This window comes from Brevibacillus sp. JB24b, assembly GCF_051713385.1.
Classification (GTDB): domain Bacteria; phylum Bacillota; class Bacilli; order Brevibacillales; family Brevibacillaceae; genus Brevibacillus_B; species Brevibacillus_B laterosporus.
In genome coordinates, this window is the sequence record NZ_JBNVQV010000001.1 from 2,521,373 (window position 1) to 2,547,485 (window position 26,113).

19 protein-coding genes and 5 pseudogenes are annotated in these 26,113 nt (G+C 36.0%); 20 read left to right on the forward strand and 4 right to left on the reverse strand.

Annotated elements, in window-relative coordinates; translation table 11 throughout:
• The first annotated feature begins 540 nt into the window (after positions 1-540).
• The 5 genes and pseudogenes from ACQV1I_RS12305 to ACQV1I_RS12325 all read left to right on the forward strand — a co-directional run.
• A complete protein-coding gene (locus ACQV1I_RS12305) occupies positions 541-2,019 on the forward strand; it encodes an Lsa family ABC-F type ribosomal protection protein (protein ID WP_116334545.1) in 1,479 nt (492 codons plus the stop codon).
• A gap of 373 nt (positions 2,020-2,392) precedes the next feature.
• Positions 2,393-2,500 (forward strand): AbfB domain-containing protein, encoded by a 108-nt coding sequence (locus ACQV1I_RS12310; RefSeq protein ID WP_094702002.1) that lies wholly within the window; start codon positions 2,393-2,395, stop codon positions 2,498-2,500.
• 500 nt (positions 2,501-3,000) lie between these two features.
• Complete coding sequence (locus ACQV1I_RS12315; protein ID WP_116334472.1) at positions 3,001-3,402, forward strand: hypothetical protein; 402 nt, start codon at positions 3,001-3,003, stop codon at positions 3,400-3,402.
• Positions 3,403-3,829: 427 nt separating this feature from the next.
• Entirely contained in the window at positions 3,830-3,946 is a 117-nt protein-coding gene (locus ACQV1I_RS12320) for a hypothetical protein (protein ID WP_236645839.1), read from the forward strand.
• A 262-nt stretch (positions 3,947-4,208) separates the two neighbouring features.
• Positions 4,209-4,370, forward strand: a pseudogene (locus ACQV1I_RS12325) (FtsX-like permease family protein); the annotation flags it as partial.
• Positions 4,371-4,511: 141 nt separating this feature from the next.
• Here the strand turns inward: ACQV1I_RS12325 and ACQV1I_RS12330 are convergent.
• Complete coding sequence (locus ACQV1I_RS12330; RefSeq protein ID WP_116334471.1) at positions 4,512-5,135, reverse strand: class I SAM-dependent methyltransferase; 624 nt, start codon at positions 5,133-5,135, stop codon at positions 4,512-4,514.
• 517 nt (positions 5,136-5,652) lie between these two features.
• Here ACQV1I_RS12330 and ACQV1I_RS12335 point away from each other — a divergent pair.
• From ACQV1I_RS12335 to ACQV1I_RS12350, 4 genes are all read left to right on the forward strand, one after another.
• The gene (locus tag ACQV1I_RS12335; protein WP_094702008.1) at positions 5,653-6,387 is read left to right on the forward strand and encodes a MurR/RpiR family transcriptional regulator; all 735 of its coding nucleotides are present in this window, start codon (positions 5,653-5,655) and stop codon (positions 6,385-6,387) included.
• A 132-nt stretch (positions 6,388-6,519) separates the two neighbouring features.
• Complete coding sequence (mngA, locus tag ACQV1I_RS12340) at positions 6,520-8,436, forward strand: PTS 2-O-a-mannosyl-D-glycerate transporter subunit IIABC (protein WP_116334470.1); 1,917 nt, start codon at positions 6,520-6,522, stop codon at positions 8,434-8,436.
• A 39-nt stretch (positions 8,437-8,475) separates the two neighbouring features.
• Positions 8,476-11,079: a mannosylglycerate hydrolase gene (gene mngB / locus ACQV1I_RS12345; RefSeq protein WP_116334469.1), complete on the forward strand. Its 2,604-nt coding sequence runs from the start codon at positions 8,476-8,478 to the stop codon at positions 11,077-11,079.
• Between the two features lie 337 nt (positions 11,080-11,416).
• Positions 11,417-11,758, forward strand: coding sequence for a hypothetical protein (locus ACQV1I_RS12350; protein WP_116334468.1), 342 nt, complete (start codon positions 11,417-11,419; stop codon positions 11,756-11,758).
• Positions 11,759-12,147: 389 nt separating this feature from the next.
• Here the strand turns inward: ACQV1I_RS12350 and ACQV1I_RS12355 are convergent.
• Positions 12,148-12,608 (reverse strand): annotated as a pseudogene (locus ACQV1I_RS12355) (transposase); the annotation flags it as partial.
• 128 nt (positions 12,609-12,736) lie between these two features.
• Entirely contained in the window at positions 12,737-13,312 is a 576-nt protein-coding gene (locus ACQV1I_RS12360; RefSeq protein ID WP_116334465.1) for a LysE family transporter, read from the reverse strand.
• A gap of 133 nt (positions 13,313-13,445) precedes the next feature.
• On the opposite strand from ACQV1I_RS12360, the gene ACQV1I_RS12365 reads away from it, so the two are divergent.
• From ACQV1I_RS12365 to ACQV1I_RS12380, 4 genes and pseudogenes are all read left to right on the forward strand, one after another.
• Entirely contained in the window at positions 13,446-14,318 is an 873-nt protein-coding gene (locus ACQV1I_RS12365; RefSeq protein WP_116334464.1) for a LysR family transcriptional regulator, read from the forward strand.
• Between the two features lie 345 nt (positions 14,319-14,663).
• On the forward strand, positions 14,664-15,866 hold the full coding sequence (locus tag ACQV1I_RS12370; RefSeq protein ID WP_116334463.1) for a macrolide family glycosyltransferase: 1,203 nt from the start codon (positions 14,664-14,666) through the stop codon (positions 15,864-15,866).
• Between the two features lie 298 nt (positions 15,867-16,164).
• Positions 16,165-16,350: pseudogene (locus tag ACQV1I_RS12375) on the forward strand (MBL fold metallo-hydrolase); the annotation flags it as partial.
• 318 nt (positions 16,351-16,668) lie between these two features.
• Positions 16,669-16,848, forward strand: coding sequence for a hypothetical protein (locus ACQV1I_RS12380; protein WP_116334462.1), 180 nt, complete (start codon positions 16,669-16,671; stop codon positions 16,846-16,848).
• Positions 16,849-17,822: 974 nt separating this feature from the next.
• Here the strand turns inward: ACQV1I_RS12380 and ACQV1I_RS12385 are convergent.
• Positions 17,823-18,002, reverse strand: a pseudogene (locus ACQV1I_RS12385) (IS5/IS1182 family transposase); the annotation flags it as partial.
• A gap of 273 nt (positions 18,003-18,275) precedes the next feature.
• Between ACQV1I_RS12385 and blaOXA the strand changes: the two are divergent.
• The 7 genes and pseudogenes from blaOXA (at position 18,276) to ACQV1I_RS12420 (ending at position 26,020) form a co-directional block, all read left to right on the forward strand.
• Entirely contained in the window at positions 18,276-19,082 is an 807-nt protein-coding gene (gene blaOXA / locus ACQV1I_RS12390) for a class D beta-lactamase (protein ID WP_376786118.1), read from the forward strand.
• 1,981 nt (positions 19,083-21,063) lie between these two features.
• Positions 21,064-21,936, forward strand: coding sequence for a MurR/RpiR family transcriptional regulator (locus ACQV1I_RS12395; RefSeq protein WP_236645826.1), 873 nt, complete (start codon positions 21,064-21,066; stop codon positions 21,934-21,936).
• A gap of 139 nt (positions 21,937-22,075) precedes the next feature.
• Positions 22,076-22,393 (forward strand): HAAS domain-containing protein, encoded by a 318-nt coding sequence (locus ACQV1I_RS12400; protein WP_116334460.1) that lies wholly within the window; start codon positions 22,076-22,078, stop codon positions 22,391-22,393.
• 287 nt (positions 22,394-22,680) lie between these two features.
• On the forward strand, positions 22,681-23,352 hold the full coding sequence (locus tag ACQV1I_RS12405) for a sigma-70 family RNA polymerase sigma factor (RefSeq protein ID WP_116334459.1): 672 nt from the start codon (positions 22,681-22,683) through the stop codon (positions 23,350-23,352).
• A 251-nt stretch (positions 23,353-23,603) separates the two neighbouring features.
• Positions 23,604-23,996, forward strand: coding sequence for a hypothetical protein (locus tag ACQV1I_RS12410; RefSeq protein ID WP_116334458.1), 393 nt, complete (start codon positions 23,604-23,606; stop codon positions 23,994-23,996).
• Positions 23,997-24,580: 584 nt separating this feature from the next.
• Positions 24,581-24,784: pseudogene (locus tag ACQV1I_RS12415) on the forward strand (M56 family metallopeptidase); the annotation flags it as partial.
• A 6-nt stretch (positions 24,785-24,790) separates the two neighbouring features.
• Positions 24,791-26,020 carry a hypothetical protein gene (locus tag ACQV1I_RS12420; protein WP_236645825.1) on the forward strand — a complete coding sequence of 410 codons (1,230 nt, stop codon included), beginning with the start codon at positions 24,791-24,793 and terminating at the stop codon, positions 26,018-26,020.
• Positions 26,021-26,113 lie beyond the last annotated feature (93 nt).

Below are 26,113 nucleotides of genomic sequence, written 5' to 3' on the forward strand. Positions count from 1 at the left end.
CTAAACGTTGCTACATCAATTACACTTATGCTTTTCTATATTCCTTTATCATTTGTTATTTGGTTGGTGTATGTAATTTTTACTAAATGTTCGATTGTGGCTGGTTATTGAAAACCAGTCTTTTTTATTTGTGCGTTCGTACTTTTTTCACACATGCTTTTTCCTTATAACTTATTTTCGAATATACAGATTTGCCTATTCTTGTCGTTCTTCTTGATTGGTCTTGTGGTTGTAACCTCGATTGTCCAGGATTTATTTGTTGAAATTTAAAAATGGATATGATAAGATACGTTTAATTTAATGATTGGAGTTGAAAAGCATCATGTAATTTTTCTTGCGAATATATAAATTAATAAAACAAGAAAAGCGATATTTTTCGCATGTTTTATTCTTTATATGCAAGAAAGTTACTACATCTTTTCACTCAAACAATATATCCTTATCTAACTCTATAGGGGGTTGGATTTGCTGTATTTATTTGAGCTACAAGAAAGTAACTTTCTTGTAGCTTTTATATTTATCATACAGGAGGATAATTTCATGTCATTAATAAATGTTACAAACCTGACGTTTGCCTATGATGGTAGCTTCGATAACATATTTGAAAACGTAAGTTTCCAAATAGATACCGATTGGAAATTAGGATTTACGGGAAGAAACGGTAGAGGTAAGACAACATTTCTCAACTTGTTGCTTGGTAAATATGAATACAGCGGAAATATTTCTGCTAATGTCAGGTTTGAATATTTTCCTTTCCTTGTCGAAAACAAGGAGCATAATACCCTTGATGTAATCAACGACATTTTTCCAGACTATCTTCACTGGAAATTAATGCGTGAGCTTTCATTGTTAAAGGTTTCTGAGGATGTTTTATATCGGCCCTTTGATTCATTGTCCAACGGAGAGCAAACGAAAGTGTTGTTGGCTACATTATTTCTTAAGGAAAATAGTTTTCTGTTAATTGATGAACCAACCAATCATCTTGACATGAATGCAAGAAAACTTGTCAGTGATTATCTCAATACCAAAAGCGGATTTATTCTTGTGTCTCACGACAGATCATTTCTTGATAACTCCGTAGATCACATACTTTCAATCAATAAGACCAACATCGAAATTCAAAAAGGTAATTTCTCCGATTGGTGGGAAAATAAAAAGAGACAAGATAACTTTGAGCTTGCAGAGAACGAAAAGCTAAGAAAAGACATTAAACGCTTGTCGGATTCTGCTAAACGAACGAGCAACTGGTCACACGAAGTGGAAAAAACGAAAAATGGCACAAGAAATTCCGGTTCCAAGGTAGATAAAGGCTATATTGGTCATAAGGCTGCTAAAATGATGAAACGCTCTAAAGCAATGGAGCAAAGACAACAATCTGCTATTGATGAACGGTCTAAGCTCCTTAAAAATATTGAAAACCCTGATAGCTTAAAGATTTCACAACTTGATTTTCATAAAAACCAACTTGCTGAACTTGAAAATGTATCGATTTATTACGGTGCAAAGATGGTTTGCACAGATATAAGTTTTACTATTGGGCAAGGTGAACGAATTGCGCTTTCAGGTAAAAACGGCTCCGGAAAATCAAGTATTATCAAACTTATTTGCGGTGAGAATGTAAACTATACTGGCACTTTCAGAAAGGGAAGTCAGCTTAAAATATCCTATGTTTCACAGGACACCTCACATTTACAGGGCAATTTAACGGACTACGCTAGAAACAATGGGATTGATGAAAGCCTTTTCAAATCTATTTTAAGAAAACTTGATTTTTCCAGAGTTCAATTTGAAAAGGATATTTCAGCTTTTAGCGGCGGCCAAAAGAAAAAAGTGCTGATTGCAAAAAGTCTTTGTGAGAAAGTTCATTTGCATATTTGGGATGAACCGCTTAATTTTATTGATATTATGTCTCGCATGCAAATTGAAGAGTTACTGCTTGAATACTCACCAACCATTCTTTTTGTGGAGCATGACAGGGAATTTTGCAAAAATATTGCTACAAAGATCATTGAACTCTAACGGAGATCGATAGCTTAATATAGGCAGCGGTAGTCTAGGACTTTATTTTCGCGTCCGAAGCTGCCACTGCCTTTTTATTTGAGATCAGTCTAACTATTTTTCTCGAACATCTTGATGGAATGAGTTTACCGCATTGAACAAAGTGTAGGTTCTGCCGAAAAAACCTCCCAATTTAATTAGGCGGTTAAGAGACTTTTTAATTAAACCATCCAATACGTACAATATTTCCTCACCAAAGTAGGTTTTATTGAATAAAAATTACCATTAACACCAATGTAGGTTTTTGACAGATGAAACAACCACAACTATGCACATGCAATCAGGATAGATAAAGGTGTTACGATAAAAATTTATCTCAGTAAGGAGGAATAGTATGGCTTACATCTCTCTGGAATCCGTAAACTATCCGAATAGATTCATCCGTCATGCTAACTATCTTGGGGAGCTCACTTCAGTCCAACGGTGGGACAATCAAGGATAGCTTTGTAAATATACAGTGGGCGGTACTTCTGTGGTCGGAACACCGGACCATTAGTGAGAAACTAAGCCCCGATTTAATAAAAATAGTAAGATTTTGAGATGTGTTTTTTACCGAAAAATGTGGTTCAAACTAAAGAAAAATAGAGTAGGATTTGGACCAATCGATTAAATGAACTAAGTGGTCCAAATAGTAAAAGTGAGCCTAAGGAAAGATACCCCTAGGTCTATTTAAATTGTTCAACTACCATAAAAAATAAAATAGCACAAGATTCATGTAAAAGTTTATTGACGTAACAACTTAACACTAATGAACATGCCCTTCACAATGGAAGTAATACAATGAAACCATAATTGTGATATAGTACCAACCTCGGTACGAAATGCCGTGTGTCCAAGGTTTTTACAGCGTTTCCCCTATATCCTACAGAACGATTTCACATTCAACCCATTACTATAATAAGATACATCATCAATATTATTAGGATATCAGGAGTTGATCGAATGAATAATTTTATTCCTGTTACTGTGTATCCTCTATATAATGGATGGACACATCCAACTGTGAATTACTCTGTTCAACAAATGCGGGAGACGATGTATAGTTATTCCACAAGGGAGGAAGTGTTTAATCCCGAACGAGCAGATGTAGATACGGATGATCATGGACCAGGCTTTAAACTTTACAGGTGGCCATTTTTAATGCTCACTCACGAATACTTGGTGTGTCGAATGTTTGTGAAATCCTCTGAAACGGTTATTAGTGGAGGATTCACAACTCATCCAATGGGAGACGTATATGCGGTTCAGAATTTTCCTAGCGGACCGCATGGTTGGATTACAACACTCAAAAATAATTCGGATAGACACTTCAGTTTGGAGCTTTTTTTGATTGTTAGGGTGTAGCATTCATCATTCGAGTGAGTACCTAGTTAAAACAGTCCCAATGATAGCGCCTGTGTATAGACGTTTCATGCCATTATGAAGCAAGAAGAGGTAACCATGTGACTTATATTGATTATAAATCCGCGAAGCTTACATAGATGGTTGAGAGATTTTTTATAACCAATCCACTTGGTCATTCCTCTTTCTAAAAATATACTTATTACTTGGGTAAAACATCCAATCACCCTTGCTCCCAAAATCATTATCCTATAGTAATAATTTTTTAGATTTCATCTTAACCGTCCTAAAACAGGAGGGGTTTTTATGCGAAAGCACTCACCAGCTGTTCGTATAAACCTTATTCATGAAGTAAATTGTGTAGTCTCCAGTTTCTGCCGAAGAGACAGTAGAGAAAATTAAATATTATCTGAACCATGACAATCAACGGATTCGAATCGCAAAAGCTGGACGTGATTACGCGATTAAACATTTTGCCTATCAAAACACCCTAACTGAGGTTTGGCCAAAAATTTTAGCTGAGTTTAGAGCGGCTATGCTTCGCTAGAGAAGCAATCCTAAAGCCCATCATAATAATTTATCTGTTACACCGATGACGGATTTATTCGGTTGAGAATTTATATCCTTTTAAATACAAGACACTAAGTAGATTAGCAGAAGATATTCATCAGGAAAAATGGCCAGATTTCTCTCTCATTTCTTCGATTTCCTGTTGAGACTACATTCTTTTTGCAATTTTTATTTTTCACTTTGGGAGCTACTTGGTTTTTATTTTTAAAGGATGAGGAAGCATTATCTTGTGTAAATATCGAAAACAAAATGAACAGAAGTTTATGTTAATGTCAGTATTTTCTTATGGTTTTATCGCATTAATTTCAGTGATTTCGATTGCGAATATTTTTAATACAATCTCAACGAGCATATCCCTTCGAAAACGAGAATTTGCAATGCTAAAATCCGTTGGAATTACGTCAAATACAGAACCTTTGGTAAACAGGAACTTCTAAGTAACTTTTGACTTCATCCTCCAATATAGTAACAGTGAAATGAGGCAACTTTTCATCTCCTTAAAAAGCCTTTTAGCTTTCACTGTATAGAAGGAATAGGGGAACTTAGTATATCTTTTGCATGGTAATTTTTCGGTACATACCATTAAATAAGATCGGAACATCTCCTTGTACTATAATTTGCTCATTGTACGGCTTAATAATTGTTTCAAAGTTACGCCCAATATCAGTGCCAAGTACAGAGATGACTGGACGGAGTAGTCTTTTACTAAAAGAAAGTTTTTTGTTTATAGGTTCAAATTTATCAAAAATTACGATCGTACCTTTCTTTTTTGTTACCCGTATAATCTCCTTCATGCATTGGTTTGCATCAGGCACAACGGAAAGAATAAGATTGGCTACAATCATATCAAATGATTGGTCAGAGAATGCTAGGTGTTGGGCATCCATTTCTAAAAATTGAATATTCATTTTTTTGTTTGCTTTTTCCTTGGCTTGAGTCAGCATAGAAGGAGATATGTCAATGGCAGTTATTTGAATGTCCTGTTCAGTAAAAAAGCACAAGTCAGCTCCTGTACCGATACCAACAAAAAGAATATGTTGCCCTTTGTGTAGGACAAGGCCTTCAAACACCTTTTTTCTTGCGTTCAGAAAGATACCAGAGTTAAAAAAGACATCATAAAAAGGCGCCCCTAATTTATAAATGATTTTGTTCCATACGTTGTTCATTCTCTACCTCCACATTCAAACATTCATTTGATTGTTTTTATTATAGGGTATAAATAATATTCAAACAATCATTTTATTGTTTAAATGAGGTGAAAAATGAAGAAGATAAAACCAAAAGATAGCTGAGATCTTTATAGTTATGACAAAGAGAGAGTGAACCGTGTAAAGGAAAGCATCGAGAAACATGATACGTTAGATGTTGCCAAAGGATTTAAGACATAAGCTGATGATGTAAGGCAAAAAATAGGAATAATATACTTTAATATTTCATTTTTTGTATAAAAATGTTATCAAATAAGTTATCGACCTAACGCACTTTTATTTCTAACAATTTTAAACAGCTTAAATTGTAACTAACATATTTACGAAAAGGGAAAGCTCCTTACTCCAAAATACCCCAGCCTATCCTTGTTTCAAGGTCTCATTTCAATTAAGATGAGTGTAGACTTTTCTCAAATACAGGTGGATTTCCTCCCACGTATTCTATACATAATCTCAGAATAGAAGGTGTTATCCAATGATGCTATTCGAAGAACAAATTAAAAAATATGAATATAAGTTAAATGACACTGATGAACAAATCATTGAATATATCCTTAAAAATAAAGAAGAAGCTGTTAATCTTTCGATACAGAATTTAGCAGCAAAGCATTTTACTGTACCGAATACGATTACAAGATTATCAAAGAAATTGGGTTATGAAGGGTACTCCCAAATGAAAATTAGTTTGAAGGAAGAAATTAATCAGAAAAAAGAACCTATGAAAGATAGTCTTTCTTTTAACTTACATAAAACACTTACTATTATTGATCGAGATAAATTAGTGATCGTTACAAAAATGATTCATGAGGCGAATCGGGTGCTATGTTTCGCAGTTGGAGATACGACTCCTTTTTGTGAAATTATAGTGAAGTACCTTAAAATTGCTGGAAAGCAGGCGGAACATTATTATCATCGCCACGATATGATTCATGAGGTCAATCACCTTGAAGCAACCGATGTTCTTTTTCTCATTAGCTTGTCGGGTGAAACGTCTCAAGTATTAGACATTGCTGAGTTAGCTAAGAAAAGAGGAGTTCGTTTAATAAGCCTTACACATTTTTACAAAAATTCCTTGCAGCAAATGGCAGATGCAAATTTGTATTGTTATTCTCCTAATAGAAAGTTTAAAGAGTATAATATCACGGATAAAACGCCAGTAATGATAGTACTACGGGCATTAGCTGAAATTTATTGGGCTATAGAAAAATGATGTGTAGAAATACACACGAAAGAGAATCAGAAATAGATATCTGTGTAAATTAAAGAAGAATCCAGCTTCTTTTTTTTTATTTGCTAAGATGTAACCATATTGATCTACACATTTATGAAAGGGGTTACAGCTATGTTGTTAAGGAATTTGACTTCCCCATCCTTAATTAGTACCAAGCAATCTTTCTCCTCTAAAGAGGAAGTAATAAGGTACCTAATAAAGAAATTAGCGGCTGAAGGGAAAATACACTCTGAAGAAGAGTTTTATAAAGCTGTAATGCATAGAGAAGCATTATCCCCTACTGGATTCGAGGGTGGTCTTGCAATACCTCATGGTAAATCACAGGCAGTAAAAGAAGCAGCCTTCGCTGTTGCAACACTTGAAAAGCCTATTGGTTCATGGGAAAGCGTCGATCCAAATAATAAAGTTGAATTAGTTTTTTTGTTAGCGATTCCAAAAGTGGAGGAAGGTTCATTACATCTTTCCTTATTATCAGAGCTTGTGACAAAATTATCAAACGAGGAATATAAAAACAACTTACTACAGGCAAAGACAAATACAGACCTATACGAATGTCTGGATAAATCCCAACAAGAAGCACCAAATACAAGCGATGTGAAAAAGCTTGATAAAACAATAGTAGCGATTACTGCTTGTCCAGCAGGTATTGCACATACTTATATGGCAGCTGAGGCCTTAATAAAGGCAGGAAAAGAACTTGGTATCGACGTGTTTGTCGAAAAGCAAGGCGCAAACGGTATTGAAGACCGACACACAGAAGCACTTATAAAAAAAGCAGACGCGATTGTTTACGCAGTCGATGTAGCTGTAAAAGACGCAGATCGATTTGACCACCTCCCAAAGGTAAAAACAACAGTGGCAGCACCACTAAGAGATGCTCAAAACATTTTAAAACAAGCGTTACAAATAGCTGAGAATTCACCGAAATCAGAGTTTGTCAATTCTAATAATTCTACTGACGAAACAGAAGGTAAATCTATTAGAACAGAAATCAAAGACTCTTTATTAACAGGTATTTCATATATCATTCCAGTTATTGTTGCAGGTGGTATGACGTTAGCCGCGGCCGTCTTTATTTCACAAGCATTTGGTCTGCAAGAATTGTACGCAGAAGAAGGTACATGGTTGTGGCTATTACGACAACTTGGCGGATCGCTTCTAGGTCAGTTAATGATTCCTATTCTATCAGCATACATGGCATATTCAATTGCTGATAAACCTGCATTGGCTCCTGGTTTCGCGGCAGGAATAGCAGCAAACTTGATTGGCAGTGGATTCTTAGGCGGGATGCTTGGTGGTCTATTAGCAGGTTATTTTTTGAAATCCTTAAAAAGGATAGTAAAACCAAAAGGTACATTCGCTGGATTTGTTAGCTTCTGGTTTTATCCTGTAATTGGAACACTTGTTGTTGGTTCAATCATGTTATTTGTGATTGGTAAGCCATTAGCATTCTTAAATGAGGGGTTAATTCAGTGGCTTAACGGAATGAGTGGAGTAAATGCAATCATTCTGGGTGTAGTACTGGGTGCAATGGTTTCATTTGACCTAGGTGGACCAGTGAACAAAGCAGCATATACGTTCTGTATCGGTGCAATGGCAAGTGGGAACTTTGTTCCTTACGCAACATTTGCATCTGTAAAAATGGTATCGGCATTCTCGGTAACAGGTGCAACAATCGTCGGTAAAAAGTATTTTACAAAGCAAGAACAAGAAATAGGGAAACAAACCTGGTTACTTGGATTAGCGGGAATAACTGAAGGTGCAATCCCGTTCATGATAAACGATCCACTTCGTGTTATCCCATCATTAATCGTGGGATCTGCGATAACTGGTGGAATTGTAGCTTACTTTGATATTGGTTTAAATGTCCCTGGTGCTGGTATTTTCTCACTTGCATTATTACAAGGACAACCATTATTACTAGCAGCAAGTATTTGGTTTGGTGCAGCATTAATAGGTGCCGTAATATCAATGATGTTATTGATAGTGACTCGTAAAAATAAAATAGATAAAGAGAGAATGAAATAAAAAATGCAACAAGACTTAGTATAGAATGGAGAGAATAAAATGAAAAACGTTCATATAGTTCCCCATATGCATTGGGACAGAGAATGGTATTTTTCTACAGAAGAATCTAGAATTTTATTAGTTAATAACATGGAAGAAATCATGGAGATGTTAGAAAACAATCCAGATTATCCATACTATGTACTAGATGGACAAACTTCAATTTTAGAAGATTACTTCTCTGTAAAGCCAGAAAATAAAGAGCGCTTAAAAAAACTTGTTCAAGAAGGACGATTAATTATCGGACCTTGGTATACACAGACTGATGAAATGGTGGTAGGTGGAGAATCAATTGTACGTAACCTTTTATACGGCATAAGAGATAGTGAAGAATATGGGGGATACATGAGAATTGGATATCTCCCGGATTCATTTGGACAATCAGCCCAGATGCCGATGATTTTGAACGGTTTTGATATTAAGTATTCAATATTTTGGCGGGGTACTTCTGAACGTCATGGGACCGATAAAACGGAGTTTTATTGGAAAACGGATGATGGTTCAAAGGTTCTTGTACAATTATTTCCATTAGGATATGCGATTGGGAAATATCTGCCAGAAGATGAGAAAGAACTTCAAAAACGAATCGATAAATACTTCACTGTGCTTGATAATGGGGCGACAACAGACCATATCATTTTACCGAACGGACATGACCAAATGCCGATTCAAAAGAACATTTTTACGGTTATGCAAAAACTACGCAAGCTCTATCCAGAACGTGAATTTTTCTTAAGCAAATATGAAAATGTCTTTATTGAACTTGAAAAACATAAGGATCTTCCTACATTGCAGGGTGAGTTTTTAGATGGCAAATATATGCGTGTTCATCGCAGTATTTTTTCTACTCGCATGGATATTAAAGCGGCTAATGCCAGAATAGAGAACAAGATCACAAATATATTAGAACCGCTTGCTTCCATTGCATATAGCTTAGGCTTTGAATACCATCATGGTTTAATTGAACTTATTTGGAAAGAAATTATGAAGAACCACGCGCATGACAGTATTGGTTGTTGTTGTTCCGATAAAGTACATCGTGAAATATGCAACCGATTCTTCCTAGCGGAGGAAAAAGTCGATCAGTTAATCCATTTTTATAAACGTAAAATAGTCGATTCAATGGATACAGATAAACAGGATGATCGACTAACCGCATTTAATTTACTTCCATATGAGCGGACAGAGGTTGTTACATCAAGTGTTATGACAAAACTAAAATCTTTCAAGCTTGTTGATAAAGATCTAAATGAACTTGATTTTGAGATAATTGGAAGTGAAATTACTGATCCTGGTTTAATCGACCGCCAAATAGTTCATTATGGAAATTATGATCCATTCATAAAGTATACAATTCAATTTAAAGATACACTTCCAGCAATGGGCTATAAAACATATTTTGTCCTACAGTGCGATGAGAAAGCTACAAATTCATATGTGTCAACGAATAAGGTTGAAACAGATTTTTACGAAATTATTGTAAATCCAAATGGAACATTAAATATTTTCGATAAAAAATTAAATCAAAGATTTGAAAATGTTCTTCTGCTAGAAAATGGGGGGGATGACGGGGATGAATACGACTACTCACCATTACCAAACGAAGAGCTAATATACAGTGATAATGCTAAAGATGTAAAAACAGAAATTTGCCAAAATCAATATGGTGGAACAATTGATATTAAATATACTTTTGAAGTACCATCTAATATAGAAAAACGTAAAGCCCAAATAGTGGATGGAGAAGTTGAAGTCCATATCGTCGTTACTGTTCCAAATCATAAGCCGGTGATTGAAGTAAAATTAGAAGTAAACAACTATGCGAAGGATCATCGTCTAAGAGCACTGATTCCAACAAACATTTCATCTTCGTTTTCGATTTCTGATAATCAATTCGGTTCCATTAGACGTGATGTCGTTGATTCTGCTATACATGTGTGGGAGAAAGAGGGGTGGGATGAGCGCCCTGATTCCATCTATCCTATGTTAAACTTTGTAGGCTTGTCAAACGACAACTATGGCGTAAGTATTTTAACAAATAGCACGAGAGAGTATGAAATTGTCGGTGAGAGATTTGACACAATTGCGATCACCTTATTCCGAAGTGTAGGTTTCCTTGGAAAAGAGGAGATGCTACGCAGACCAGGTCGGCCATCTGGGATTAAATTACCAACACCAGATTCCCAAATGCTCGGAAAACTAACATTAGATTTTGCGATCACAACACATAATCAACAATCAAACGTCGCACGTATCACAAAAGAGTACCTTACTCCAGTAAAAACTTATAATAAAATACCACATGATGCTATGAAACTTAACAGGGTAGCTGTAAAAACACCTATAGACTTTAGCTTTTTTAAAGAGGTTCAGTCAAACATTGTAATGAGTACGTTGAAAAAGGCTGAGAAAGAAAGTAAATTTGTACTACGTTTCTATAATCCATCAGATGTAGAAGAAACTGTAGTATTCAAGTTCAACCGTGAGATTGATAATGCATATTCAGCTAATCTAAATGAAAAGGCTATAGAAAATCTTTCAGTAAACAACAATCAAGTTCAACTAGGTGTAAAAACAAATCAAGTAAAGTCAATTTTGTTTTAAGCAGTTTTAAAAAGGCACTTCTTAGAGTGCCTTCAGCGTGTAAATCTCGGTGATGAATGGCTTTGGTCTTGTAAATGCGGACGAGAGAGGAACTTGCTTCAAAAAATTGGAATATACCGGAACGGAAGTCGAGACGTCAGTCATACTGTACGACGTCAGGGTTTTGGCGGGGACCCTCGAACAATTCCATAAGTAAAATTCTATTAAACATTAACAGGTTGCTGCCAAGGCAGCCTGTTTTTGTGCTCATGGTAGATGATCAATAAATATCTTAGCCTACATTTCTACACTGGTTTGAGTTTTTTGATGAGGCCGGGCAGAAAGTAAACAATACCATTTGGTAAATTACCACTGGACAAATGAAGGCTTTTCCTTATCAATTCGTCAGATCAATGATAAGTTATCTGGAAATCAAGATACTATTTTTTATGCTACGAAACGCTATCAATTCATTTTCGATCTACTAACAGGAGTTTGTCACAAGTGGTTTGAGGCTAAGATTTCTCAAACCCTAGTAAACTTCTCAGTTTTCGATATGTTTGATTTGCCAGGTCAAAAAAAAACTAGAATTTCAAAAGAAGATGCTAGGAAAAATCTGACGGATTTAAGAAAAAAAGAGATAAATACATTAGAAGATAGAAAAGGAAACGAAAGAAGAAAAACATCCTTATCAATTTAATGAGGTTACTCTAAATTTACTCAAGTCCTATAAAAAGACAATAGAATTTAGTTATGCTCATATTTACAAAAAAGTAGGCTAACTATACAGCACTGATGGTAAAGACGAGTGCTTGTTTGGGTTCCCTTATTTTATTCCTATCTCATTTTCTTAATCAGGAAAGTATCTTTACCTTCAAATCTCATACGATTCATTGATCAAAAATCCTTATTTTATAGATATGGATTTTTTTTATGCCAAATTTTTGTGCAGATCAAACTGTGTATATGTCAAAAAGCTTGTTAGTATGTCAGTTGTAACCGTGGATTGTTAGGATATCCTGTGAATCTATTATTTTATCTGTTTATGTTATGCGCAATAGAATATCGATAAAACGTTTCATAGCTATCATCTCGAAGAATATGAATATACGTAATATCTGCTACCCATTTCTCGTTAATCGATGTTGTTTTAAAATCTTGCTGGAGTAGATTAGGTCTCTCCATAACTCTGTCTTTGCTACCTTGTGGGCGGAATTTCTTACGCGTAATGGATCGAATACCGGCCTTATTCATTAATCGTTGCACTTTTTTCTGGCTAATAGAAAAGCCTTCTTTATAGCCTTTTTTAGAATTTCATTTTCCTGTTTCAATCGCAGCATTTCCTTCTGCATTGCAGCAATCTTTTTAGGTGCAATAAATTGTCCTGCTTCTCCGAGAGGAGTACATTCTTTGATTCATTTATAAATGGTGACTTCTGAAATACCATATTCGCTAGATAATTCCTTTACAGAGTAACCAGAGTGATAAAGATCTACCACTGTTCTTTTAAAATCTTCATTGTATCTCTTATTCGTTTTTTTGTGTTCCATCCGGACTCATCTCCTCTTGATTTCATTGTAAGAACTTAACTAAGAGGTGTCCATGAAACTATACTAACTCCAGCACACTTCATTTCCAAAATCTTTTTTTAGAAGGATTTTTGGGGTGGGTTTTCTTTTTAAAAAATTGTAATCGCAGAATATATGAGTAAAAAACACATGATCGTATTTACTATTTTATCGTATTTTATAAATATCTTTTTAAAGGCTGAACCAAATGCAGCCCATAATAATAATGCTGTGCAACCTATTAGTATTGTTAAACTCATAAAAAAGAGTGTAGACGCATTTGAATCATGATAAGGAAGTACGAAAGCTGACATTGCCGTTAAGAAATACAAGATACTTTTTATATTTAGAATTTGGAAAAGTAGCCCTGAGAAAAAAGAAGACTTACTATAAGTATCATCGTTATTACTTTTCTTAGAAAAGGCAATTTGCCATGCCAGATACAATAAATATGCCGCACCGACGACCCTAAAATAGGGTTCTACTATTGGTATCCACTGATAAAGACTCGTAGTTAACAACGAGGTTACTACACCAAGAGTAATAAACCCTGAAATAATTCCAATCTGGAAGCGTAGCGATCCTTTAAATCCAAATCTTTTTGCTTCATTCATCATTAAAATATTACTTGGTCCTGGTGTAATGGATGTAATAATGACGTATGAAAGGAATGCTGTGAAATTCATTTAGTTTAATCTCTCCTCTGAATCAAAAATATTTGGATGAGTTTCATTGTAATATAGGTCTATCTATCGGTAAAATTGAAATCATAAATAGTCATCATCATTTTTTTGAATGCATCAGAGGAGGATATTTCGAATGGAAATGAGACAATTTATTACGTTCCGAACAATTGTCGATACTGGGAGCTACACAAAGGCTGCTATAAAATTGGGATATACTCAGTCAACCATTACTTCTCATATTCAAGCATTGGAAGAAGGACTTGGAGGAGAATTATTCACTTATGTCAAACGAGAATTAAATTTGACCTCCTTAGGAAAAGAATTACTTCCTCTGGTTGATGAATTGTTACACTCTTATAACCGTATATCCCAATTGAAAAGTCATGACAAAGTAAGTGGAGAGATAAGAATTGCTGCACCTGAATCGTTAACGATCTCTAGATTAGGACCGATCTTGAAAGAGTATTTGACTAGATATCCAGATGTGAAAATCATTCTGAGTAATGGAACCTGTGGGCAAAACCAAAAAGACCTTATGAGTGGACATGTCGATGTTGCTTTTATGGTTTGGACAAGGTTAGAGTTAGATCATTGCATTTACCATCAATTCCACAAGGAAGAGATTGTTTTAATTACTGCTCCGAACAAAAGTCAATACTTTGATGATTATAAAAATAATGGGACTACCGACTACTTTATTACCAATGAAGAGGGATGCAGCTATCGTTCCATGTTTGAGAGATATTTAGCTAATCATAAACTGCCGAAATTCCAAATAATGGAACTGTGGAGTTTGGAGGCAATCAAACAAGCTGTAATGAGCGGTTTAGGATTTGCGGCATTACCCTATATCACGGTAAAACATGAGGTTGAGAAGGGATTATTAAAAATTATGGAACACAATGAAGAATTTGAGCCCTTTTACTCATATGTACTTGTTAAGTCAAAGAAGTGGCAATCCCCTGCAGTTAAAAAGTTAATTGAGTTAACATTAGAATCTATATAGCCATCGACTTTTTTTCTTATTATTTTTTCAATAAACGCACCAGTTAGCTTGAAATTTCCTCACAATTCCTTCTCAATGCTAACGTAAATATTCATTTTATCTTTTTATAAAATAGAACCGAAAATGGTCGTTTACAGTACCAGAATAGGTACCTCATAATAAAGACTGCTAGCTGCGTTAAACTAACGGGCAGAATAGCGGAAAAATATGGTGATTAAAGTTTGAGATTTTCAAGTATTGTACTATGATAAACTTGATTCCATTATTTGATTCGAGCGATGGTATGGGACAGTGCCCCTTACTCTTACACAGTTTAGAGAACAGTATACCTAAGGAGTGGTAGAAATGGCGCGTGTTTTATTTATTAATGGTGGATCAGAGGGACATATCAATCCAACTATTGGAGTTGTGCAAGAGCTTATTTCGCGTGGAGAAGAGGTAGTGTACTTTTCTATAGAAGCTTTTCGGGAGCGTATTGAGAATACGGGAGCTTCAGTACGAACATTTGACGATCAAAAATTTATAAAAGCCTTTATCTCAGGTGGAAGAGATTATTTACTCGAAAGAATCAACGGTCTTTTACTTACGGCAGATATAGTCATACCAAGCGTTCTTGAACAGATCAAAGGAGAGCGTTTTGATTACATCATCCATGATTCCATGTTTGGTTGTGGACGTTTACTTGCTCAAATTCTTAAGCTTCCTGCAATCAACTCTTGTACTTCTTTTGCGCAGACAAAAGTATCATTCGATAAAATGTTGGAACAAATTTCTATAAAAGTCCCTACAGAAATAGATAAACCTATAAACGATAAATTTCAAAGCCTGACGGTAATGGTGAAGGAAAAATATGATGTGGAGATCCATTCTCATTACGAAGTGTTTTGTAATCCTGCACCACTTACAATCGTTTATACAACAAGGGAGTTTCAACCTTATGGAGAAGCATTCGACCAAACTTATAAATTTGTAGGTCCATCCATCTCTTCACGATTAACTCAAGAAAACTTCGACTTTACTGCAATCAAGGGGAAAAACCCAATTTACATTTCACTGGGTACAGTCTTAAACCAAGCAATTGATTTCTATAAGCTTTGTTTTGAGGCATTTGGGAACACTGATCATACTATTGTCATGTCTATTGGGAATAAAGTCCAAATTTCTGATTTAGGGGAAATTCCTAAAAACTTCATCGTAAAAAATTATGTTCCACAAACTGATGTACTGCAATACACTAAATTATTTATTACACATGGTGGAATGAACAGTACCAATGAAGGTCTCTATTACGGGGTTCCGCTAATTGTAATCCCACAAAGCGCGGATCAGCCGATAATTGCTCAACAAGTCGCCAATATCGGAGCAGGCATTAAATTACAAATGCAAAGCTTGACTGCAAATCAACTACGTGAAGCCGTAGATCATGTGTTAAGCCTCTCATCTTTCAAGAAAGCTGCTGTGAATATTAGGGAATCCTTTCGAAAATCAGGTGGGTATCATCAAGCTGTTGATGAGATTTTCGAATTTAAAAGTCAATATCATATCTAAATATAAAAATTTTTTGGCTACTATATTGTTGACTTTTTCCCAGTGGTTACTGCAACTTCTTTTGTAACTAAGTAATGGAACAGGTTCTATTATAAAAAAAGATTGTATACTTAAATACTTAAAGTAACACGGGATCAAGAGCGCAACCAAGAAGCTGCTGCAGAGATATTCGGCAGCTTTGCTGTGCTAAATGGCAGGCAACAAGTCAATAGATAAATGATTGAACTATCGATACCCGTTAGCGTAACAACATCGTTTCACCAAAAGATAATCCGCTGAAACTTTAACTTTATAATCCTTGGCTAAGTCAGCAGAAATACTTCATCTAGATTTTCATGGGAATATTATTCACCCAATTCTTTTGTGGGATCAAGAAATGGCTGTTTTAATAGATACAGGATTCCCAGGGCAAATTGAAGATTTACGCGTGGCAATGGAAAAGGTAGAAGTGTCGTTCGACAAACTAAAAGTTGTGATTTTGACGCCCTTTGAAAATTCCATAATATCGGGCCTCCGTAAAACAAAATTTTTACGTAAAATAATATTATTCTGTAGGTTTAGTTGTTGTCGACATCTTCTCTATAAATCGCTCGATATAACAAAACGGTTCCCTGCCGCTTAATTGATGTCTATTGATCTGCACTATACTGCCCGTTAGCGTAATGATACTCAGCGAATCTCAATAAACCATTCTGAATGCTCTATTATTTTCGCAATCAAGAAAAAATGTGACACATTATATTAAGATTCTACAAAAGCTGATTGATTTCTTAGGTATGTTGACATTTAGTATAATGATCGGATGCCTGTAATAATCAAGCGAGAAGATGAAGCATTGCGGTTAGATATAGATGTGCAAGATGGAAAATTATTGGAATCCTTATTATTGCCGTATGATGAAAATCTAATGAAAGCATATCCTGTTTCAAAAATGGTTGGTAATATTAGATATGATATTTCTGATTGTATAGCTGAGATTTAAACTTGAGAGGAATTAGTGTATGTGGAAGTAAATTATTGTTTATGATGTTATTTGGATAGAAAGATTAACCAATGATAGAACGAAAACAGAAGGAGTCATTAAAATGACTGACTTTATAATTAGCTAACACCAGGTGATATTGTGAGCCTATTCTTTTATAAGTGTACACTGTTAACATTCATAGATGCTATCATCGTTGTATAAATATGGAAAGGGAGAAAGGACGTGATAAAGCTAGATGAGGTCCTTCAGAAAATAAAAGAGGATATGATTAAGACATTAGAATATACAATGCCAGAACATTTATCTAAAAATAAGGATTTATTTGAATCTTATTTTGAACTATTAAAATCAGTAGAAAACTTAATCGAAACAAAAAAGAAAAACATGTCTAATTGGATAACTCATTTGGATGAAACTGGAGAAAAGAGGACGCTTTCTACAGATGCGGAAATACTAATCACTGATAAACAAGTTGAATTAGAGGATGAGAATCAAGAGAATACCATTGATTCCACCGTATCATCTGTATTTGAAAATATTGATAATCAGATACAAACAATTGAAAGGCCAATATATCTCTTTGAACGAAAAATTTTAGGAGGATACCTTCCAAAAATTGATGCAATTGTTCCAGAGGGACTCGTAAGAAGATTGGGTCTTGAACACCACGATTATGTTTATGCAACTGAAGTAGCCTCTTTTTATCATTTTAAAAAATATCATTATGAACTTGCTAAAAAAGTGGATATCGCAATTCCAACCGATCGGATTGAATATAAATATTGTCCGATTGAATTGGATGGATCAATTTTGGTTGTACGAAAAAGTTCAGAAACTGATTTAGATATACGAATAGATGGGGTTCCACAATCTATTTGTATACCTGATTTTGAAATTTCAAGAATTAAACCACCTCTAAGAGAGGGAGATATTATTGATATTGCTTTTCCTGATGGAAAGCCAGAATTGTGTAGAATAACGTTAGGGTCGATACTCGGTCTCCCATTATCTTCCGAATATTTGTCTTTTACAAGATCATATATAAAAGTAAAATCAATTGCTTTCTTAATTTTACGAACTAAATGATCAGAAGAAACAAGTTCATCTAACGAAACAAAGGACAGTTGGTAACGGCCTTGGGGTATCGCCACATGTCTGTCAAGCTAATTGTCGGCGAAAATGATGTGATGCTTGATTCAAGAAAATCAGTAGAGAGGTTGTCCAGATTATTGCCCGATGCAAGTGTTAACCTTCTCCCTGATTATGGTCATGTTCTTATAAATCTGACCAATCGTATATTGCCGTTTCTGTTAAACAAAAGAAGTAAGGATGACTTGGAATTTTTCTATGATAAGGAGGGGGGGTTTTTCATGTCTATCGTCTCTGCCATCGCTAAGTGCAAGATGCTTCTGGTCTTGCTCCTTATGGGTGTTTTTACGGGAGGTTGCTTGAGTGCTTCGAATGATTCCTCATACGCGGAACCGGCTACTAAAGCAAGTGAACAAGATCTGATTGCTTGGGATACACTGAATGTGTCGTCCTTTTTTACGCAAGAAAGCAATGGTACGTTTATTTTGCGGGAGGTCAAGACGTTGCGAACATATGTATTCAACGAGGAGAGAGCCAAGACCCAGCAGGCGCCGCAATCGACGTTTAAAATCGCCAATGCCCTAATCGGACTGCAAACTGGTGCCGTGGAGGACGAAAATACAGTGAAACAGTGGAACGGAAAAAAATGGTCCAGGACGAGCTGGAATCAAGATCATACACTGGCCTCTGCCATGCGCGAGTCCGTTGTGTGGTATTATCAAGCGATGGCCCGGGATATCGGAAAGAATCGAATGCAGGAGTGGTTGGATAAAATCGGTTACGGTAATAAAGATATATCCGGGGGCATCGACCAGTTCTGGATTAACAGTTCGCTGCGCATTTCTCCTCTGGAGGAGGTCGAGTTTCTTAGCAAGTTGGTTAATGAGACGCTGCCTTTCGACAAAGGCGTCATGCGAACGGTTAAACAGCTAATTTTTCTGGAGGAATCTGGTGACCATGCGTTATACGGCAAGATGGGGGGCAGCATCGAACCGCCGTTTGGCTGGTTCGTTGGTTTTGTCGTCAAGAAGGACCGAACCTATATTTTCGCAACGAACATGGATGGTATAGGATCAAACCCGAATCAACAGGCAAAGGAAACGACGCTACGTATTTTGAAATCGATCGGACTAACAGAATAGGTTTCCATAATGTGCCGCATCGGGTTATAGATTACAGGAAGCGGTAAATGAAAGTTGAACTTGACATCGACTATAACGATCATGGAAACTCAAAACAGCGCCCAAGGTACCACATAGACATGACTGGACTTGGCCTCCTGTAGGTCCATCAACTAGAGGACCTTGGTATTAAAAAAACAATAAAAAAACAACCCGATATGGTGTTTTTTTTTGTAAAATATACTGACGACGATTGGAGGGGTTCTCATAGATTATACTTTCCCTATATTTAAGCAGGACATATTACAAGGTAGGGAAGTAGAGTTTAAATACGAAGGTAGTTTGTACTAAATAACAAATACACCAACCGGATTTTGCTTTAGCAAATTTAATGAAGATAGCGTTTGTTTTGACAATGCAAACGAACTTTTAGAGAAAGTGAAACCTAATGGAAAAGCCTTTGAAGAAATATTTAGAGACAATAAATTTCAGCTAGTCACTTTGTATTAGTAAGCTTAAAAATATAACTATCTGATTTTTCAACGTGCAGAGTGATGGAATAAAGAGGGATAGCACCAGCAAAAGAGCGTCCGTTTGCTGAGAACCTGGTGTCGCAAAGATGTGGTACTCTATCCTTAGGGAGTTGAACTTCCTCCCATCGGTGCAGGTAGATTCGTATTTGGTAAATGGCACGCGAAGAGATCGGACCACAAGCCCGAATATACCCATAATTACGCAAGGAAAACGGGGAATCGCTTCTCGAAAGGACTCCCAGCCGGTGGGTATGCTATGAAATGAAAGAGCATGGTAGTATTCTGTTAAATCATCTGACGTACTAACGCGGAAACCGTTATTAACAGGCCTAATAAATTGAGCAATATAAGCATTATGTAAGTGTCCGAATCCCTTGGACGTTTGTTGCTGTATACAGCGATCAACGTTTTTTAAGAATATGATCTCGCCCACATTCCATGTAACTTGCCTTTTGATATGATGGCCAATAAACCAGATAGAAACTGTTCGCCTTTTTGAACAACAATAATATCCAGGAATTAATCAGCTGCACAGTTTCTTTTCAATACCGAGTACAAATTTAATATTCACTTTCCTCACTTCTCAGATTTCTTATATTTACATAGAAGGTATTGGCCAGTGGGAATAGGATAAAAACAGCCCTGCTATAAGATGATATCGGGGCTGCTTCACGTCAAAAACTCCATATACTCGTCAAAGGATTCCACAAGGATAAATAATGAATTATCCTTTGGAGGTGATGACACTGAAATTAAGGTGCAAATGTTAATAGAGAGGGGGATAGCAAAACTAAAAGTATATCAGTTTTTCATCCTGGTTCGTAATGAATGGATAATGAGCCCTTCTAGTATGCTAATTTTTCCTGATAGTATCGCTTCTTACAGAAGCGCGGATTGAAAAATTGCTCCTTATATGAGAATGTATACTGACCTGGTCCGCCGGTTCGAGTGGATCAGCCGCGTTTATTTTCGTCGGTTGTTGATCCGTTCCGGCAGGAAGCCAACGTGGGACGATGTTTGTCGTGAAACGTTTAATATAGCCTACTGAGGATCGAATACATTGGAACAGGACGTCGCTCTTATCTTGCTGTATACGTTGCTCCTCATACAATATTAGATCATTTCCGTAAATCGAATGGCATCCATGTTCTTTAGAACAATCCAAACTTTGGTCGCTTGCTTTAAACGAAGCGATACCAGAATAGTTTGTGCTTTTACAAAGTTTCATTTTAGCCACTAATCAATGAAACTTTTTTGATTTTATTCAAGAGTTAAATTAAATAAATACAAAAAATTTGTTTAACAGAAATTACAACATGTTGTATTTGATAGTAACAAAATAATAAGGGATTTTTAATTTATGCTACAAACCCCCACACAAAGATGAAGTTTAAACTTTATTTTGTGTAGTTATTGAGATTAAAAACTTCGTTTGTTAAACTTAAAACAATTTTAAAGGAAAGGAAATTATGAGTATGAGTTCTAATTTCAGAGAAAAAATTCGAAAACAGTATGCCACACTTACAACTAGTCAAAAAATGATTACGAAATTTGTATTAGACCACCCTAACCTTGTAGCTCTCCATACAGCAAAAGAAATTGGAAAGCTAACAGATACAAGTGAAACTACGGTAATTAGATTTTGTTATGCTCTTGGTTATTCGGGATATAGTAAATTTCAAGAAGAAATTAAACAATCCTTACTTTTAGATATTCATCAAAAAGGTCCCTTTCAAAAATACCAAGATTCTACAATAAATAAGAATTATTCTCAAAAATTTATTGAGGAAACATTTAATAAACAAATGAGTGCTATACAACAACTGTCATACGAAATTAATGAAGAAAGTTGTCTGAAAGCTTTAGAAAAGATTATTAAAGCAGAGAAGATATTGGTTGTCGGATTTATGGAGGCTCATGTTCCGGCAAGATGGTTCTCTATGATTTTAAATACAATCAAAGGAAATACTTATTTGTATACAGGTGGCACAGATTGTACTAACTATTTCTTTACGGATAGAGAATCAGAATGGCTAGTTATTATCATATCCTTCCCGCGCCATCCAAAAGCAGAACTCAAGTTTGTAAAAGCAGTGAAATCGATTGGTGCTAAAATCATTTCTATAACAGAAGGAGAACTTTCTCCCATTGCTTCTGAAGCTGATGTAATGCTTAAAGTAACCCCACCTGAACCAGCATATGTAAGAGGGATGACTACCATTTTTTCTATTCTGGAAGTACTCGTAAACGGTTATATGATTCTGGATGCAGAGGATGTTTCGAAAAAATTAGAGAATTTCGATAAATTCGGCAGTCAATTTTATTCTTTTATTGAAGATTAAAAACGTTACCTATAAAAAAAGAGGAAGAATTTATATGTGGATGTTTTTCTTGCTGCGTGGATGAAAATAGACTTGAAATTAGTGTTGGAACTTATGATGAGGAACATATGAAAGACTAGCAACTTTAGCATTTTTTTTAATGGGATATGAAATACGTGGAGAATTAGAGTACTCATTACTTGATTTGATTGGCTATCCGTTTATTTTTATATTTTCATTGTCTCTAGCCATGGTTTTATTTAAGTATGTAGCAAGCAATAAAACCTCAAAAATACAAGGATGGTTAATTGTCAGTATTCTTGTAATTACTCCAATGATTCTATCTTTTCTTTTAATCTATTTAAATAACTATTATAAGGCATCTGTTATTCAGTTTGGAGCGGTAGGAAATGTTATTGCAATTGTTGTTTCGAGTCTAGTTTGTATCGGAATAGCAATATGGAGCAAAGCATGGTAACTATTATTCTTCCAATTATTTTATTTTTACCAGAGATCCTTATAAATATGATTAATCTTCAGGAAAGTACAAAGTTAATACTGAATAGTATTTTTATTCCACTATGTGTAGGGATTTACCTTCTTATTTTCATACTTCTTAATTACATAGAAAATGGAAAAATGAAACCAGATAAGTTATGAAATCTCTTCATATAAAAAAATTAATCTATTTATGAACCTAAGCGCTCTTTTTGTCATCTAAGCTTATGTAACACAAGTAATAAGGAAAAAAGGAGGTCTTACAATGTGATAATTAAGCAAAATGTTGAGCAGGATGTTCGGCTTGCTAAACATGTGGACGGTGATGCCTTCAGTAGGTTGATTAGAACATATGAACGAAACCTATATGGCTTGGCTCGTACGTACCTGAAGCGAGACGAGGATTGTGCTGATGCGGTACAGGAAACGATTTTTAAAGCATTCAGGGCCATATATACTTTAAAAGAGCCTGCCTATTTTAAAACCTGGCTGTTCCGCATTCTTATTAATGAATGTATTCAATTACTGAGGGTACAGAAACGGACCGGAATTGTTAAACAATCTGAACGGGACGTTAGATCGGTGAATGTTCCGCACGAAGCCATTGAATTAAAGGAAGCTGTTATGCATTTGGATAACGATTTACGCGTCGTCATCCTGCTTCACTATTACGAGGATGTACCGATTAAGCAAATTGCTGAGCTTGTAGGTATCCCGGAAGGTACGGTAAAATCCCGGTTGCACCGGGCCCGTACATTCTTGGCTGAAGAACTTGAATCCTCCCAGAAAAGGAAAGTGGACTATGACCCGAAATTAACGCCGGAGCTTTGTCTTGATGACTTTGCTCCGCTGTTTTTCGTTGTATGCAGACGAGTCAGTGAAAGATTCTTTGCATTCTTGCGGAAGCAGATAGTACCCAATCGAATTTTTATGTCGTAGGAATGTAGCAGGTATGACTACCTTGCTATTTAGCAGTGATAGAGCAATAAGTAACCTGAAAACAATGGAGTCGATAGAAATTAAGTAATGCTGCCGAGCGATATTAATGAGTATAAGCTAATTATTATTGCTCCGATGCTCGCCACAATAGGATTTGTGATGGACGAAAAGCTCGATGATCACGACTACATTGTATCAGGACTGTGTTGTTGGGGCCGTTTGTACAGAACTAAGTAATTCCGAGATGGCTGATGCTTGAAATCTTTGAAATCTTTTCCATTACACTATTTGATGATTTGAATGTAATGAAGGATCGTCAGACGCTGACCCAGATTACAATCTGCATACTGGAAGGGCTGGATGACGTGATGAAAACTGAAAAACCGGACATGGTGCTAGTGCACGGCGACAATATTTGTTGCGAGTCTGGCTACACTCAAGCCTGCGTCTTTTTCGATAGATGCTCATCAATAAAAATAAGAGAAAAGAGTGTATTTAGCGCGTTCCCCAGCCTGTTGAGAAATTTTCAGCAGGCTGGCCTACTAAAAAAAGAAAAGATTGAAAGTGTCTTATACCCCAACAGAAAAAAAGCATATTTTTCTTGCTTTCTGATGGACTCCTTTTTGTCTTATTTCCCACAATAAAAGAATGTCTATCAGATCAGATATTATAGAGAAAAGTACCAAGAAAGAGGTGGTGTACGTATGGTTAGAAAATTGAAGTTTATCCTCCCAGTATTCCTTCTTACATTTGGCATTATTGTTTGCATGTGTAAATCAATCTATAGCATCGAGCCCAACAAGTTTCTCTTCGGTTACACAGCAAAGATTAAATACGCAACCACTTCTTCTTTACTCCTTGTCGGATCATACATTGAATCAACAAGTAACCAAAATTGGCTATTATATAAAAGGCGATATCCAGTAATTCACAAAATATCAGTTGTCATAAAACGGGTGATTATTCACCTTGGAAAGACGATCCGTAGAAACAGTAGCTATGACCCTTATTCCAAATCTTCCAAAAGATAAATAAGGAAATAGCTTTATGAAAGTAATGATATTGCATTGGTTTCACCAAAAGATGCAGTAGAGTTTACTTATTAGGGAATTAACAAGAGTTTTCTAGGAATAAGGAAGCAAGTATTGGTTTTCTAAAAGGATGGGAACCCCTTGTTGTGTTTCAAGTTTAGAAATATACAAGCCTATGCTGCTAGTAGATTACTCCGTTGATTTGGTACTCTATCCGGAAAATGAGAGAAGACAGGGAACTCGCCTGTGACGCTCTTGTATTGGAAGTCCTGGGAGAAACTGAAGCCATTCCTTATGGGATGACAATCATTACCTTTCTAAAACGTTTTTCTACCCAACAAAATCAGCCAAATTTACTGTATTTTGATGGGTCAAATAATCGAAATCAAATCATAAGGAGAATTGAGATGATCAAATTGTTTAAAAAAGGATCTTATAAACTATCCGCTTTAGCCGTTGTATGCATTACATGTTTGGGGGTAGCGACATTGACCAATTCAACAGAGCAGGCTACGGGAAGTTCCATTGAAAAACCGACTGTAGCTAAAGAAGCAACGACAAAGAAGCAGATTTTATTTATCTCTTTGAACCAGAGCTATAACAATTTGGAACGAGCAGTTTTGTTTTCCCCTTTGAAGCAGAGCTATAACAATTTGGAACGAGCAGTAAAGGCCGCCAATTTCAAAGTTAAAGTCCCCGACGAATTGCCAGAAGGTTATACGTTTGATCACATCAATCTTTTTCTAGAGGAAGAATTGGGCAATCTGCTGGTAACGGAAATGTTCATACGTTATGAAAAGAGTATAGGAAAAGTTGGATTTAGTGATTTGAGTGTGTTTTATGGTGGAGCCAGGTTGGAAGACGTTTGTGCGGAGATTGAACAGGATGAAAAAAGGAAGAGTGGAAAAGACGTAGAGATCAAGAGGCAGTCTCTGACCATTGCAGGATTACCTGTATTAAAGATGACGGCAGGAAAGGGGATCTCGTATTATCTATGGAAGGATGACGATCTTCTTTATCAAGTAAAAGTAAAAGTAGAAGGGAACAGCGAAGACGAAATCTCGGCGATGATATCCTCCATGAAGTATCCGGATCAAGAGACATTTAAACGTTATGTAAACAATGACCTGTTAAGCATGGAAATTTATGATACCGACGATTTGCGTTCGGCCTCAGAGGCCATCGGATTTGCCCCGAAGCTCCCTATTCAGGTTGATTCTTTTAAAGCTGTTGGAGCCAGTGTAGGTTCAGAAAAAACCCCATTCAGTAGTTATCCTGCCAACGACAACGATTGGAAGACCCAGTTTTTATCCGTTTCCTATGTTAAAAAAGCGGGAAGAGGAGATGAGCATAACTTTTATTTTATGCAAAACAAAAACGATGGTATTTATGAGGAGATCAAGAAGAACGGAAATGTTGGCGTTAAAGGCTTCGATGTGGTCAAGGTCAGCCCATCCCAAGTGGATGGAAAAGAAGTACTCAAAACGGAGATCTATAAAATAAACGGGAAATTAAATCCGGGTTTCATCAGCTATTTTTGGAAGGAGAACGATATCTGCTATGAAGTTTCCTTTCAGGAAGACGAACCGCAGCAGGAAAGCATCGTCGCTTCCTTGATGAAGGAAAAAACAGAGTAATAGCTACCTGGCACTCTTACGTCTGGAGAATGAGCCCCCATTGTTTGGACATAGACCAATGGGGGCTCATTCATAGTGTGAAGGCGCCATTTG

Bases quoted from the DNA above. Each gene is read 5' to 3' on its own strand.
- ACQV1I_RS12305 (WP_116334545.1), top strand. From the start codon at position 541: ATGTCATTAATAAATGTTACAAACCTGACGTTTGCCTATGATGGTAGC.
- ACQV1I_RS12310 (WP_094702002.1), top strand. From the start codon at position 2,393: ATGGCTTACATCTCTCTGGAATCCGTAAACTATCCGAATAGATTCATC.
- ACQV1I_RS12315 (WP_116334472.1), top strand. From the start codon at position 3,001: ATGAATAATTTTATTCCTGTTACTGTGTATCCTCTATATAATGGATGG.
- ACQV1I_RS12330 (WP_116334471.1), bottom strand. From the start codon at position 5,135: ATGAACAACGTATGGAACAAAATCATTTATAAATTAGGGGCGCCTTTT.
- ACQV1I_RS12335 (WP_094702008.1), top strand. From the start codon at position 5,653: ATGATGCTATTCGAAGAACAAATTAAAAAATATGAATATAAGTTAAAT.
- mngA (WP_116334470.1), top strand. From the start codon at position 6,520: ATGTTGTTAAGGAATTTGACTTCCCCATCCTTAATTAGTACCAAGCAA.
- mngB (WP_116334469.1), top strand. From the start codon at position 8,476: ATGAAAAACGTTCATATAGTTCCCCATATGCATTGGGACAGAGAATGG.
- ACQV1I_RS12360 (WP_116334465.1), bottom strand. From the start codon at position 13,312: ATGAATTTCACAGCATTCCTTTCATACGTCATTATTACATCCATTACA.
- ACQV1I_RS12365 (WP_116334464.1), top strand. From the start codon at position 13,446: ATGGAAATGAGACAATTTATTACGTTCCGAACAATTGTCGATACTGGG.
- ACQV1I_RS12370 (WP_116334463.1), top strand. From the start codon at position 14,664: ATGGCGCGTGTTTTATTTATTAATGGTGGATCAGAGGGACATATCAAT.
- ACQV1I_RS12380 (WP_116334462.1), top strand. From the start codon at position 16,669: ATGCCTGTAATAATCAAGCGAGAAGATGAAGCATTGCGGTTAGATATA.
- blaOXA (WP_376786118.1), top strand. From the start codon at position 18,276: ATGGGTGTTTTTACGGGAGGTTGCTTGAGTGCTTCGAATGATTCCTCA.
- ACQV1I_RS12395 (WP_236645826.1), top strand. From the start codon at position 21,064: ATGAGTATGAGTTCTAATTTCAGAGAAAAAATTCGAAAACAGTATGCC.
- ACQV1I_RS12400 (WP_116334460.1), top strand. From the start codon at position 22,076: ATGGGATATGAAATACGTGGAGAATTAGAGTACTCATTACTTGATTTG.
- ACQV1I_RS12410 (WP_116334458.1), top strand. From the start codon at position 23,604: ATGCTTGAAATCTTTGAAATCTTTTCCATTACACTATTTGATGATTTG.
- ACQV1I_RS12420 (WP_236645825.1), top strand. From the start codon at position 24,791: ATGATCAAATTGTTTAAAAAAGGATCTTATAAACTATCCGCTTTAGCC.